13 protein-coding genes are annotated in these 14,594 nt (G+C 46.5%); 8 read left to right on the plus strand and 5 right to left on the minus strand.

Going from position 1 to position 14,594, the window contains the following annotated elements:
* Positions 1–53: 53 nt before the first annotated feature.
* Complete coding sequence (locus ACSF8X_RS21710; protein ID WP_047879003.1) at positions 54–968, minus strand: DUF808 domain-containing protein; 915 nt, start codon at positions 966–968, stop codon at positions 54–56.
* 408 nt (positions 969–1,376) lie between these two features.
* Between ACSF8X_RS21710 and ACSF8X_RS21715 the strand changes: the two genes are divergently transcribed.
* Positions 1,377–1,553 (plus strand): hypothetical protein, encoded by a 177-nt coding sequence (locus ACSF8X_RS21715; RefSeq protein ID WP_500851420.1) that lies wholly within the window; start codon positions 1,377–1,379, stop codon positions 1,551–1,553.
* Between the two features lie 69 nt (positions 1,554–1,622).
* Here ACSF8X_RS21715 and ACSF8X_RS21720 read toward each other — a convergent pair whose 3' ends face one another.
* Positions 1,623–2,090, minus strand: a complete 468-nt coding sequence (locus tag ACSF8X_RS21720; protein ID WP_500851421.1) for a GNAT family N-acetyltransferase — start codon at positions 2,088–2,090, stop codon at positions 1,623–1,625.
* Between the two features lie 321 nt (positions 2,091–2,411).
* Here ACSF8X_RS21720 and ACSF8X_RS21725 point away from each other — a divergent pair, with 321 nt between their 5' ends.
* A complete protein-coding gene (locus tag ACSF8X_RS21725) occupies positions 2,412–3,359 on the plus strand; it encodes a DMT family transporter (RefSeq protein WP_500851422.1) in 948 nt (315 codons plus the stop codon).
* A 99-nt stretch (positions 3,360–3,458) separates the two neighbouring features.
* Entirely contained in the window at positions 3,459–4,787 is a 1,329-nt protein-coding gene (locus tag ACSF8X_RS21730; protein WP_500851423.1) for an MFS transporter, read from the plus strand.
* An 83-nt stretch (positions 4,788–4,870) separates the two neighbouring features.
* On the opposite strand, the gene ACSF8X_RS21735 is transcribed toward ACSF8X_RS21730, so the two are convergent.
* On the minus strand, positions 4,871–5,698 hold the full coding sequence (locus ACSF8X_RS21735) for an AraC family transcriptional regulator (RefSeq protein WP_500851424.1): 828 nt from the start codon (positions 5,696–5,698) through the stop codon (positions 4,871–4,873).
* A 601-nt stretch (positions 5,699–6,299) separates the two neighbouring features.
* Between ACSF8X_RS21735 and artP the strand changes: the two genes are divergently transcribed.
* The 5 genes from artP to ACSF8X_RS21760 all read left to right on the plus strand — a co-directional run bounded on the left by artP (position 6,300) and on the right by ACSF8X_RS21760 (position 10,299).
* Complete coding sequence (gene artP / locus ACSF8X_RS21740; protein ID WP_500851425.1) at positions 6,300–7,028, plus strand: arginine ABC transporter ATP-binding protein ArtP; 729 nt, start codon at positions 6,300–6,302, stop codon at positions 7,026–7,028.
* 72 nt (positions 7,029–7,100) lie between these two features.
* Positions 7,101–7,853, plus strand: coding sequence for an arginine ABC transporter substrate-binding protein (locus ACSF8X_RS21745; protein ID WP_500851426.1), 753 nt, complete (start codon positions 7,101–7,103; stop codon positions 7,851–7,853).
* A gap of 7 nt (positions 7,854–7,860) precedes the next feature.
* Entirely contained in the window at positions 7,861–8,535 is a 675-nt protein-coding gene (artQ, locus tag ACSF8X_RS21750; RefSeq protein WP_500851427.1) for an arginine ABC transporter permease ArtQ, read from the plus strand.
* Complete coding sequence (artM, locus tag ACSF8X_RS21755; protein WP_157037829.1) at positions 8,529–9,209, plus strand: arginine ABC transporter permease ArtM; 681 nt, start codon at positions 8,529–8,531, stop codon at positions 9,207–9,209. Before artQ ends, artM begins: the two co-directional genes overlap by 7 nt.
* A 187-nt stretch (positions 9,210–9,396) precedes the next feature.
* Positions 9,397–10,299, plus strand: a complete 903-nt coding sequence (locus tag ACSF8X_RS21760; protein WP_500851428.1) for a helix-turn-helix domain-containing protein — start codon at positions 9,397–9,399, stop codon at positions 10,297–10,299.
* A gap of 546 nt (positions 10,300–10,845) precedes the next feature.
* Here the strand turns inward: ACSF8X_RS21760 and ACSF8X_RS21765 are convergent.
* A complete protein-coding gene (locus ACSF8X_RS21765; RefSeq protein WP_500851429.1) occupies positions 10,846–12,078 on the minus strand; it encodes a serine/threonine protein kinase in 1,233 nt (410 codons plus the stop codon).
* 380 nt (positions 12,079–12,458) lie between these two features.
* Positions 12,459–14,594 (minus strand): UvrD-helicase domain-containing protein, encoded by a 2,136-nt coding sequence (locus tag ACSF8X_RS21770; protein WP_500851430.1) that lies wholly within the window; start codon positions 14,592–14,594, stop codon positions 12,459–12,461.

Below are 14,594 nucleotides of genomic sequence, written 5' to 3' on the forward strand. Positions count from 1 at the left end.
CAGACATAAAAAAAACGCTGCACGTAGCAGCGTTTTTTTGTTCTTCAGGACCATTAAGCGATGGCTGATTTCAACTTGCGGCCAACAGACACAACAAGCAACACAACCGCACCACTAAATAGGCCGACAGCCGCATTAACAAATGCAGGCAGCATCATGGCACCACCAGGAACCACCGCCGCTTGCTGTGCCAAATGCTCTAGCAAAACATGTGAATGTGGCATGCTGTGGACGACAATACCACCGCCCACCAAGAACATGGCGATAGTGCCGACAACCGCCAGGAATTTCATGAGATATGGCGCAGACTTAATCAGCATAGTGCCAAAACCGTATTTCAAGGTACCCGGCTTGCTCTTGTTGGCCAGATACAACCCCGCATCATCAAGCTTAACGATACCAGCCACAAGGCCATACACACCGATCGTCATCAATACCGCAATCACACTCACCACCAGCACCTGCGTCAACATGGTTGAGGTTTGAACTGTACCCAGCGCGATCACAATGATTTCAGCTGACAATATGAAGTCTGTTCGAATCGCACCCTGAACTTTCCGGCGCTCAAACTCAACCAGATCTTCGGCTTCATCCATTTCAGCCAACACCGCCGATTCTTCAGAATGATGAGAATGCAGCAGCTTTTCGACAATTTTCTCGAAGCCCTCAAAGCACAAGAACAAACCACCGATCAGAAGCATGGGAGTGATCAACCAAGGCGCAAAGGCACTGATCAATAACGCGGCCGGAACCAGAATCATTTTGTTACGAAAAGAGCCTTTTGCTACCGCCCACACCACTGGGATTTCTCGCTCAGCCCTCACACCAGCCACCTGCTGGGCATTCAATGCCAAGTCGTCTCCCAGTACACCCGCGGTTTTCCTTGCCGCTACTTTACTCATGACGGCAACATCGTCGAGCACGGTTGCAATATCGTCAAGCAAGGTTAATAAACTCGCTCCAGCCACTTGGCACCTCGTTATAATTTGCTTTGCCCAGCTATTTTGGTCTGCTTATCCCAGAATAGCCCAGCTCGTTACTACCGATGAGATCATTATCAAGGTGTCCTTACCGCACTCTCCAGTGGTACTTGCTCCCTAGCCACCTACCAATATTGGTAACCCTTTGGCAGCATTGATAATCCCCAGTAAATTGTAACAAGATATTACCACCCTTTGCCTGCAATGAAATACTATTTCGCCATATCCTCCCGAAAACATGGCCCCACTTAACAGGGGAAAAACATCCCATTTACTCACGCAGGCACCCGATTTTTATTCCAGTACAACAACGTTGATTGAATTTTACACAGCGATGACATGATTAAAGACTCTCGCTGATAGAGTCGCCCGCCCACATTCAGGAGTGAAATCGCTATGCAAAAAATCATTCTTACGGCATTGCTTATCATTGGCACCCTCACTATCACAGGTTGTCAGCTGACCCATATAGAAGGGGAGCTTGATGGTGTCACGATTAAAGCCAGCTCTAACGATAATCACGGTCATGGCCATTTTTGTCCGCCAGGGCAAGCCAAAAAAGGAAATTGCTAATGCACAAAATACCCAAGTCACACCAGCAACTTGGGTATTAGCATTATTCGATGGAAATAGGGATGCGTTTTAGGCAATGATCTGGAACTGCTGCCGGGTAACAGGCCCCCAATAAGCGTCTTGATAGGTATCCTCCTCGAAGCGCTCATGGGTATATACCCCAATGGCCCGACGCCAGAATGCGACGGCATGATCCGCCCCGGCAATCTGCTTGCTGACCCACTGCCCTGGCATCATGGCAAACAGCGCATGGGCAAATGCTTGCCCGACACGATTTTTGCGAAACACTGGCACGACATAAAAATCACACACTTCAAAATGGCCTGGGGCCGTCTCCGCTATAGCAGCCAAGCCAGCGGGTGCATTGTCGATATACAGCAAGAACCCTTTCACGTTGCCCCCGATCAGCGTATCCATGAAGAACAGCCCCTGCTCATCAGGCACCTTCCCGGTATAGACCGAAAACTCCGCTTCATAAGGTTGCGATAGGTTTAGGTAGACTGGTAGCGTATCGGTATCGACATTGATTATTTCCACAGCGTACTCCTACTCTCACTGAGAAAGACAACAACACAATGTCCCAACACTGTAGCACGCAATAACCAACTCCATTATCCCATTCAAGCTCAAAACACTATTACCACCAGACAATATTGCGTTTTTATTCACCCTCCAATGCCACCGACGCATAGCGCCAGCGCAAAATATCGATATCGTGAAACAATTTTGATAGCCAATAGTGCGTTTATGTCAAAGCGAACGATCATCTTCAGGTTATAACAACAAAAACAAACAAAACGTGTCGTCAACGCGTCTTGCATAAAACGGAACATACCCTATTCAACGGAGATTATGATCATGAGCTGGACTGACAATGCCAAAGTTGTTGGCTTCGTATCCGCCTTCGGTGCGGCCACCCTAATGGGTTTTGTAGGATTCTTCGCCCGCCACATCAATGCACAGGGTGATGTTATCGCCTTCTCGCGCATGATGTTCGGCGCAATCCTATTCTTCTTTATCCTGATGCGACTAGGGCGATTGTCAGACTTAAAGAAGTACAAGCTCTCGCCATCCATGATCGCCAGCGGTTTCTTCATGGGAACCTGCCTGTCGGCCTATGTTGCCGCCACCCAGCACACCTCTATCGCCAATGCCGTGTTCTTCATCTACGTCGGCCCTATCATCTCATCGCTATTGGCCATCATCTTCTTGAAAGAGCCACTCAAGCCCATCACCTTATTTGCAATCTCTGCGGTGTTTGTCGGGATGCTGCTCATTGTAGGCTTGGTCAAGTTCACCCCTGGCGGTATCGAAGTCGGTATCAGCTTCTCCAAGGAAACCTTCTTCGGTGACATGCTGGCATTGGCATCCGGTGTCGGCTATGGCCTGTTCCTGTTCTTCGGCCGTTACCGTACAGATGTCCCCGGAGATGTACGCTCATTCTGGAACTTCGTCTTCGCGGTCGGTGGCATTTGCATGCTGTTCATCTTCACCAACCCTTCTGTGGCGCAAATGACCGCAACTGACTGGGTTTGGTGGATTGCCATCGGTATTGTATGCGGGTTCGGTGCCCTGTCACTCTGCACCATTGCCACTCGCAACCTACTAGCTGTCGAATTCGCCTGTGTTTCCTACTGGGAATGTGTGGTCGCCTCAATTATCGGTATTCTGATTTTCAACGAGCCACTGTCCATGGCGCAGTCTATCGGCGGCTTGCTGATTATCCTCGGCGGTGTCAGTGAAATGGGGCTGAGCCTCGTCAACAACCTTAAAAATAGGCATAAAGCCAAAGTGGTTACGCCATAACAACCAAACCCTGCTGCATAACTTGCAGCAGGGTTTTTCATTTTCCTTGGCAATACAGCCACCCCAGACGTTATGTCGTAAGCAACGTTAGGAGATTTTATGGCTACAACCCTCTCACCGGGTACGTACCCGGAAAACAAGGATGACTCCCACCGGGAGCTCAAACGAGCCGCGACGGCCAGTTTCATCGGCAACTTTGTCGAATGGTTCGATTACGCCTCATACGGCTACCTCGCCACTGTCATCGCCGTTGTTTTTTTCCCCCAAACAGATAAGACATCCGGTCTTCTTGCCGCCTTTGCCGTCTTTGCCCTGTCATTCCTCGTCAGACCCCTTGGCGGCATATTCTGGGGCCATATTGGCGATCGCTATGGACGCAAAAATGCCCTGTCGGTTTCCATCATCATCATGTCCTGCGCGACCTTTTGTATCGCACTTGTTCCGTCCTACCAGAGCATTGGACTGGCCGCCCCAATCATCTTGCTTATCGCCCGTCTGATCCAAGGGTTTTCAGCCTCCGGTGAATACGCAGGTGCCGCCACATTTCTAGCTGAGTATGCCCCTGACAACAAACGCGGGCTTTATGCCGCTATCGTACCGGCCAGTACAGCGGCAGGGCTCTTATTCGGCGCGCTGTTTGTCTCAATGCTATACACATTGCTCAGTGCCGAACAACTCAGTGACTGGGGCTGGCGAATTCCATTTTTACTGGCAGCACCATTTGGCCTAATCGGACGCTATATCCGAGTGCACCTTGAAGACTCACCGAAATTCAGACAAATGGAAGAAGAAAGTGCAAACCGGCAAAAAGAAAGCCAAGTTCCTCTCAAGCGCCTCCTCTCTCACCACCCCAAAGAAATATTAATCGCGTTTGGTGTTACCAGCCTTAATGCCGTCGGTTTTTATACCCTGCTTAGCTACATGCCGACCTACTTATCAGCTGAATTAGGGCTTGCCGAAACCACCTCGTTCTTGATGTCCACCCTGACCCTCTCTGTTTACATTGGGTTGGTGTTCTACATGGGCGTACTGTCTGACTCACTAGGCAGAAAACGTACCCTGACTTACGCCTCAATTGGCTTCATTGTCCTCACCGTACCGCTGTTTTATTTGATCGGCAGCCAGTCATTGCTGTTAATTGTTATCGCACAGATCCTGCTGGTATCTATGCTGGCCATGAATGACGGGACGCTAGCCTGCTTCCTGACCGAAATATTCCCAACCCCAATGCGCTACAGCGGCTTTGCCTTTACATTCAACTGCGCCAACGCCTTGTTCGGCGGTACAGCCCCCCTCATTGCGACTTGGCTGATTAATGTCACGGGATCGCAAATTGCCCCGGCTTACTATCTGGTACTGGCGGCTATTGTCGCCTTGATCGCAATGTCATTTAGCAAGGAAACCTGCGGCAAGCCCCTTTGTGATTAACTGCCAAGAATATTTTGAGCAACACAACAGATAAAACGACAACAAAAACCAAAGAGCCACTGCATGATTGCAGTGGCCCTTGGCTACAACACCGGCTGCCCCTGAGCAAGCCGATATTCACTGGGGGTCGTGCCGAAACGGTCACGAAATGCTTTCGAGAAATGGGAGGCAGACGAGAAACCGAGGATATCGGAGATTTCCTGAATGGACTTTTCTTGTGTCCGGAGCGACTCACAGGCTAAATCCATTTTTCGCTGGAGGATCCAGGAATGGAACGGCATACCGGTATTTTTTTTGATAATCCGATTGAAAGTTGAACGCGACATGAAAAACTTCTTGGCAATATGGTCAATATTCCAATTTCTTGCGGGAGAATTCGATAACATCACATTCAATGACGCGCACAAATCGATTTCTTTTTTTGATTTTCTCCGCAGTTCACCGTCATACACACCGCTACGCTCATTATCCAACAAGCAGATAATTTGAATGACTTCACTCAAATTACTCAGCTCAAATTCATTTTTTATATTGCGCGACATTTCGATGATTTTTTTTGCTGCCTCGCCAGAAAAAACCATGTTGTTTTTTTCAAACTCATAGAGCTTTTCTATCGGTGACACATAAGGTGTTTGGGCCACCATCAAATACAGGCGTTGCAGGTTAATCTGCAAACTTCGGCAAGGGCTGCTATCAAGAGGACGGGAAACCAAATGCCGGGTCTGTGGGGGGATATAGACAATACTGCCAGGCTCCGCTGTTATAGCATGGTCTATATCAATCAACAGTGATAATGGCGAATCATCAGTGAACAGGATTTCAGCAAACTCGTGATAGTGCGGGACACACTGCGGTTCGGTATCCAGTGCAACAAGGAAAAAATCATTGTCAATATTACTGTGAGATCGCATCGGACGCTCCCTGCGTTGAGCAGTTTCAATATCGGAATAACATACCAATTTGACAATCAAGAGCGGTGAGCAGCGTCAAACATCCTTTCGATGCAACTCGAACAGTATTAATAATAATGCGATCTATCACACTTTCTGTTAATGAAACACGATGCAACACATGAAAAAATGAGCGATAGATATACATTGCTCGGCATACTAATGCCAAACAAAAGAAGCTAAAACGCGTTACCTTTGTGAACGAAACCGATGAGAATATGCAAAAAAGAGCTCGGCAAGCCGAGCTCAACGTCATGTTTGAATACCGACATGACAACTGAAACGTAAGTGTTTTTCCGCGTTTAGACACGTAAAAACCCTTAGGCATCCCTCATCTAGCTGTTCCTTCATCGCTACAATTATGAACACCCCGTAAAAATGAAGCATTATGATTTGGACAAGATTATTTATATCTCATCCAAAATAGTTTTCGTTGCCATAAAATAACTAACCACTATCAAAAAAAGCTCAAGCTAAATTCAAACTATATATTCAAGAGAAAAAAAAGCCTTAAATAAAACCTAAGAATAGAACACGCATTTTTGCGGATTAAATATCAGAGGTGATTATGAGGCTCGATAATATCAACTGCTTCTATGGGACGAACCAGTGCCTATTTGATGTCAGCCTTAATATAGAAAAAGGCGATGTTCTGGTATTGCTTGGCCCCAGCGGCGCAGGAAAAAGTACCTTACTGCGCGTCTTCAACTTATTGGAGATCCCCAAAGCTGGCGCAATGCACATTGATGACCAAAACTTCCTTTTTGATCTCCCGGTCAACCAAAGCGCCATTTCCCATTTGCGGCAAAAAGTCGGCATGGTTTTTCAGCAGTACAATCTCTGGCCCCATATGACCGTACTCGAAAACTTGGTCGAGGCTCCTATCAAGGTCAAGAAAATGCCCCGGGAACTCGCCAATGCCAAAGCCGCCGAACTGATCAAACGCCTGCGCCTTTATGATTTGGAATCACGCTACCCACTCCAGCTATCAGGTGGGCAACAACAGCGTGTATCGATTGCCCGGGCCTTGATGATGGAGCCTGAAGTACTGCTGTTTGACGAGCCTACCGCCGCCCTTGACCCAGCTATCACAACCCAGCTTATCAGTATCGTCAAAGAGCTCTCGGCCACCGGTATCACCCAAGTCGTCGTCACCCACGAAGTAGAACTGGCGCGCAAAATTGCAACCCATGTGATTTATCTCGAAGGCGGCAAGATTGTTGAAATGGGCACGGCCGATTGCCTGTCGTCTCCCACTACCGAGGCCTTCTCTCACTATCTATCGCACTGAGTTAACGTTTTGGCACAGCACAATATAAACACCATTCAACAACACGGACACAACACCAACAAGGAGCACAACATGTCAGGATTTCCATTCCCCCCTTTAGGCAAAGTGGTATTGCTAGCACTGTGTACCGCTCCGCTTGGCGCGACAGCGACAACGCAGGACACCGTCAAATTTGCCATGAATGCCACCTATCCGCCTTTTGAGTTCACCAACGAAAAGAACGAAATCATTGGCTTTGATGTCGATATCGCCAATGCCCTGTGCGATAAAATGAAGATCAGCTGCAGCTACCACAACCACGCGTTTGACAGCCTGATCCCCAGCATCAAACTTCGTCGCTACGACGCGGCAATCTCCGGAATGGACATTACCGCCGAACGCCAGAAACAAGTCGCCTTCAGTGATCCCTATTACGACAACGCTGCCGTCTTTGTTTCCGTCAATAGCGTGACCGATGCACAAGCCCTTAAAGGTAAGAGAGTCGGGGTGCAAAACGGCACAACTCATCAGAAATACATCAAAGATCAGCTTCCTGGCCTGATCCCGGTACCTTATACCAACTATCAAAATGCGTTCATTGATATGAAAAGCGGACGTGTCGATGCCGTCTTCGGCGATACAGCCGTCATTAGCGAATGGATGAAAAAAGACAGTACCTTGAACATGATCGGCCAGCCTATTACCCATAGCGCCTATTTCGGCCAAGGCTTCGGGATTGCCGTCCATCCGCAGAACCAAGCATTGCTCAAACAGCTCAATACCGCCCTTGTTGAAATCAAAGCGGACGGTACTTACCAAGAAATTTACAACAAATGGTTCATGTAACAGGTGAATGCTTATGTCTGGATATTATCAGCAGTTATTTCCGGCAGCATTGATGACTATCGGGCTGGCGCTGACCGCGCTGGCCTTCGGCCTCGTCCTTGCCGTCAGTATCGCCGGAATGGAACGCTCCCGGTTGAAATTCGTTGCCGTACCAATCAAAACCATCATGATGTTGCTGCGGGGTCCCCCGGAGCTACTGGTCGTCCTGTTCATCTATTTCGGTTCCACACAAGTACTGTTCCTGATCACCGGAAGTTATGTCGAATTCCAGCCTTTTTGGTGTGGGGTGATGGCACTGAGCCTGATCTTCGCCGCCTATGCCTCGCAAACGCTTCGTGGCGCGTTCAATGCAGTTCCCGTCGGCCAATGGGAGTCCGGCATTGCCCTTAGCTTGCCCAAGCATGTGATATTTTTCCGACTCATTTTGCCGCAGGTTTGGCGCCATGCTCTACCGGGGTTGGGGGCTCAATGGCTGGTGCTACTAAAAGATACCGCGTTGGTGTCACTCATCGGGGTGAACGACCTGATGTGGCAGGCACAACTTGCCTCTTCGGCTACCTTCCTACCATTCACTTGGTTCGCCATGGCCGCCTTGATCTACCTTGTGATATCCATCTGCAGCCAATGGTGCCTAAAGCGCATTGAATCGCGCGTCACCCACTTTGAGAGGGCTATATCATGAGCGACTATATTCGCGAACTACTCAATGGGCTACCGATCACCCTGTCGGTGACAGTCGTCGCCCTGATTATCGGGCTGGCACTGGCCCTGCTCATGACTCTGATCCTGGCCCTCAAACTTCCTATTGCACACTCCCTCACTAAGCTCTACCTGACACTTTTCACCGGCACGCCTCTATTAGTACAGATATTCCTCATCTACTACGGGCCGGGACAATTCGCAATCATCCGAGAGAGTGCATTATGGCCCCTGTTCTCCTCACCTTGGTTCTGTGCAACGCTGGCGCTAACCCTCAACTGTGCCGCCTACACAACCTTGCTGTTCCACGGGGCATTAAAACGCATTCCAAGCGGCCAATGGGAAGCCTGCGAGGCATTGGGTTTTAGCCAAATACAAACCCTCGGCATCCTAGTGCCTTATGCGTTACGACGCGCCTTTTCCGCCTATTCAAACGAGGTCATCATCGTACTGAAAAGCTCATCGCTAACCAGTACCATTACCCTGCTCGATATCACCGGATACGCCCAGCAGCTCAACGCACAAACCTATGACACCCTTGCCGTGTTCGGAGCCGCCGGCATACTGTATCTGGGTATGAACGGGATCATCGCTCTGGTGATGCTCAAAATCGAGCACAGGATCCTCGCTTTTGAACGCACCGGCAGTACGGCTTAACCTCAGATCGGCACTAGCAACCACGCAAGCATTCTCTCAAGGGATATTAAGGGGCTGTTTATGGCCCCAACTCTCTATTAAACCTGTGATGCTCATCCAATCAAATATCACATTTCGCCATTGATACCCTAGTGATCAACGGTATCAACAGAGAGAATAGAAACAAGTAAAGTTTGAGGTCGATAATATGTGCCAACGTGTTATAGCGAATACGCCAAAATTTTTGCTCTTTGATTTACAGGCGGCGAAACAGACAGAACACCTGCTATTTTGCGCTGATTATGTGCTTGTCTGGCCCCGCACCACAAGCTGCTCTCTGTTTTTGGGGGCAACCGTCCATAAACTTTCCCCCGGCCAACTTGTTCTGCTAACTCCCTTCTCACCCCATCGCTTTGAATTTCAACCCGCCGACAAAAACAACATAGCAGAAGAGTGCGACGTCCTTCATTTTCGCCTTAACGCACTGGGCCAAACATTTATCGATAGCATCCAATTTAGTGATATCAAACTGATGCTGGAGAATGCCCGGGGCGGGTCGATATTTGATATTTCACCTAGTTCCAGCGTACATACCTACCTTAATGCGGTGAATAATTCCTATGAGTTTTCACAAGTGCTTAATTTGCTGGGTTTACTAGAAGCGCTCTCAAGGCAGAGCTATTCAAGCTTGAGTGATTGTAATTTTGACATCGTCAACAGCCAGCGCATTGAAGACAAGGTTCGCATCGCACTAAAATATATTGCAGATAATTTAGCCGAACCGCTTTCTGTCGCGACTGTCGCCAACCAAATCCATATGGCCGACAGTACCTTCTCACGTTTTTTCCACGCCAACCTAGGGATCACCTTCAAGCAATATCTTATCGAACAACGTGTCCGTCAGGCCGCACGCTACTTGGTAACCACCGACTGGAGCATCGCACACATTGGCACCGAGGTGGGCTTTTCGTCCTTATCTAATTTCAATGCCAAGTTCAAAAGTGTCATAAGGGTTACCCCCCGTGAGTACAGGGCCAGCCACCTAAACAAGCACCACTATGTTGCCACTCACCGTAGCGTTGTCGGGCAACTACAAAATCAGTTAGCTTAAGCGCCCAAACGGCGCTTAATCATCCCCACCATCGCGAGAATCATAGTTTTCCATATACCCGCTGTTATTCTCATCATCATTGTTCTCTTCGCTGGATATTGAACCATCGCCCCATAATATGGAAACAAGAAAAAATAAAAGCGATAAGACTATACTTACGAAAAAACAGCTGATAATAAGATCTGTCACCGGCAATGTTTTTGGGGCATTAGAAAAAGTCAGAACGAGAAGTGAGATAAAAAAGCACTAATAAAAACATAAACACTATTTTGTTTCCTAGCTATCCGTGATTTTCTCATGTACCTCCCCCTGAAATTAACAATACAATAAATGGCTACTTCTCCAACCTAACTCAACATTCATCATAAAAATATTACCGAAGACATATTACTTAGCAATAACCTATTGCGATCTAATATTACTGGAACATTTTCTTATATTTCATCCTTAATGTGATAGATCGGATTTTTCCAATCCCTATTTTATCTAAACAAAAAAACCGGAACCCATAAGGGTTCCGGCGTCTTCGGTAATATGGGATTGTTATTAGTATTCCCAATGCTCGATGCTGTGAGAGCCTGTGAATTGGTTCGGGAAGTAATCTTCACGAGTACCTTCACGCCATACGTCAGCCGTTGCACAGTGTAGACCACCGCCGAAGGCATAAGCATCACGCAGGTCAACCGGAATAACTTCGAAGCCAAGTTTATCGAACTGTTCCATCTGACCGGTTTCAGTGGCTTCAACACACACTGTCTTATGGTCAAGGATCAGCGTATTCATTGACAACCAGGTGCTTGAGTAGCATAGCGGTGGTGGGTTATCCCAAGCAGGAGAAACCGCTTCAACAATCTGCCAATCGTTCTTCTCAAAGATTTCACGCTGCCCTTTGAACAATGGACGGTGCGGGTTAAGCAGCATCAGCCCTGGACGTAGTGGACAGAAAGTTGCATCGATGTGGATTGGGTGATTATCTTCAAAGCTCAGAGTATGAACACGGTAGCCCTGTGGCTCATACTTACGCTTAATCCAGCGAATACCGGCCAGGTTAGTGGTCAAGCCGTGCTGTACGAAGATATCTTTACCCAGACGCATCACGTCTGCAGCATCAAACAGGATATCGGTTTCTTTGGTTGAGTACTCTTTACGCAGTGAACGCGCCATGGTTTCTTCATCAGACAGGAACTCGTACGCAGCTACGTAGTCCATGCGGAAGCTATCGTCTGAAAGACGTGGGCGTGGAGCCTGCTCAATCAAGCACTCAGGGTCAGATTCGAAATATTCACGTAGCAAATCAACATAAGCCAGATATTCGAAGTAACGGCTGCGGAAGCTCATCGGTGCCATCAGAATGCTCTTACCCATGGTAAGTAGGCAGTCACGAGGAGGCATACAACCGAAACCAGAACTGATAGTAAAATCAGGGGTAGTAATACGCTGGTGCCAATCAACGGCTCCTGGGCGGTCTACGATAATGCCGCGATTTTCTAGGATCTTGGCAAAGCCATTCAGGCATTCATTAGCTCGGTCGATAGTCTCTTGTGTACGACGACCAGCCTTGCCACCGCGCATTGGAGAGTCTGCTGGAATTTTTTCGTTACTAGCAGGGCATTGTTCTGGAATATGCTGGTTGTCGGCAATACCTACAATCACATGCTTCAGTGGGTCAAAATCGTTATAAGATTCTACTTTAAGGCCTTGACGCACATATGGCACACCGCTGTCTTTTCTTTCAAGAGGTGACGAAGCATTTGGATATAGATCGTTGGATACACTCATTACATAATCTCCAAGAGAAGTAATACGAACAACATAATAGGTATATTAATAACTCTCATTCCATGAAATATATAAGTGGTATGATCGTTAAACAAATCCATCTAATATACTTATTAATCATCAAATAGCCGATTTATATATAACAAACATGAATCTATTTAAATTTGAAGCGCTTTAATTTGTCTTGCCCTTCAATGGTTATAATATTGCCGACAGAGCATAATTAAATATAGTCATTTTATGCCGACAAGTAACTATTCCATGCTCTTTCTGCACAGTGACGATCACTAACCAAGGCTGTGTCACGTCAGTATCTGTCCATAGACATCCAGTGTGGTGACAGGATGTCTATGATTTAGAAATAATTTTACATGTGAAATTTATAGAAGAAGATCTGCTATGTAAGGGCTTGGTTTATTAGATGACGTTACATATAAGCCCTTAATTGCACGAGTTGCTGCCACATGGAGCAGTGCTCGTTCATTAAAGTCATAATCTCTTCTTTCTACAGGGTCTTCCGTCAATATCTGCTTGAGTGGAACGACATCCTGATTTACACCAGTGATAAAAATGTATTGGAACTCTAAACCTTTAACTCGGTGCATTGTAGCAACACGTAAACCCGGTTTATCACTATCCGAGCTATCTGTCGCTAGAGAATAAGTCTCGATACCTCGCTCTCTTAATGCTTTTGCATAATTATCTCGTACAAATTTTGTACGTGAGACCATGCAAATATCTTGCAATGGCACTTCGGCTTCAATCAACTGATCAAGTTGATACTTGATAAAATCAACTTCGTCATCAAATGTCTTATTTAGCTTCAAGATAGGAACATTACCGTGGAACAATGACAAATAATCAGACGATGTATCCAGCTCGCCATCAAGATTATCCACTGCAACATTCTCTAATATGCTAGTTGCAAAACGACGTGTTTCTTCAGTCGTTCTGTAATTAATCTTAAGTTTCTGCGAACGACGTCCACGAACATTAATCCCACATCGCCCCAAAACAACTTTGTTGCGATAAATTCGCTGATGGCCATCGCCAACAATGAACATATCGTTTTCTTGCTCAGGGACAATTGCACGAAGAAGTGTAAACGCCTGACTTCCCATATCTTGGGCTTCGTCGACAATTATTGAAGTGTACGGCAACATAACTTTCTGTTCATTAACGATGTTAATCGCATCAAGCATTGCATCATTCATTTCACGAATACGTTTACGATTCATCTGATTACGGAACTCTTCAAAAACAGGCCAGATTTTTGCTCTCTGAATTCTGCTCAAGGGTGTTCCTCTGCCTACTCGACTAATTTTAAAATAGTCAGCTTTTGTTTTAACACCGTTCGCCTGTACTATATGCCGCCACTCTTCTTCATAAAACGATTCTGGCAGCCCTAGTTCTGCTGATGCCTGATCTAATGCGATCTTCCAACAATTTTCGCGTTCTTTATTAGTTTCATACACAACTTTATAATCATAATTGAACCTTTTAAGAAAACGAGTTATCCAGCCATCTATATTTGTGACTTCAATACGTGCCATTTGCTCTTCAGAAGCAATTTTTTTCAAATTCGCTTTAATATCAGCAGCTAAGTTACGCGTAAATGTTGTAAACAGAATTTTTCCATTTGGAGATTTTTCCAACTGTTCCGCCAACCAAACAGCTCTGTGCATTGCAACAACCGTTTTACCTGTTCCTGCACCACCTAATACTCGAGTAGGCCCTTTAGCTTGACGAGTAACAAGCTTTCTCTGACTAGGATGAAGAAAAACTCGCCACTTTTCTAGAGGGGCATTCATCATATTTTGAAGTTCGAGATCATCAGTCACAACACGGAAATTTCGCTGAGTTGCTGTTCTATCCAACGCAGCTTCAAAATCCGTCGTATCTACGGTTTCTTCTCCTACGTCATTATATGATGCAAGCAACTCGTCATAGTTTTCACCGGATGCCAACAGATATAACGGTTCGTAAGCTTCAGAGGGTAAACGAGATTCTAGCTGCTCAAGTTCTTTTTCTGAAATCACAGCAAGGACTGAACCAACAAAACTATCTGGCACACCAAGAGCCATAATCTGCTCTGCCGAATAATCAGCAAACAGAGCTCTTTTAACATCCTGAACAACCGGTTTCTCAACACTAACAGCTGTAATATTGGTTACATCAATAATCTGAATTGCACCGGTTGATGGGTGGATCTGACAATCATGTCGCCGCGCCCAATCATAAGCATCATCATGATGAGCAACCCACATAAGCATGAACAGGTTGCCATTTTCTGGTTTTAACACAATCCCCCTGTATGTATTGTCAATACGTACAGAATGAATATTTGCTGTTTTAGCATCTCGAATTTTTTCGTAATTAATTCCTGAACTTGTGGGGTTCTGACGGAATTTGCTAATAAATTCTTGTACTTTTTTTTGTTGCTTCTTAGGGATTTTCGCAAACGCAACTAAAAAATCACCGGCAATCGCTACCTTTGGCATTTCAACCACTGTCAT

This window comes from Photobacterium panuliri (assembly GCF_059920555.1).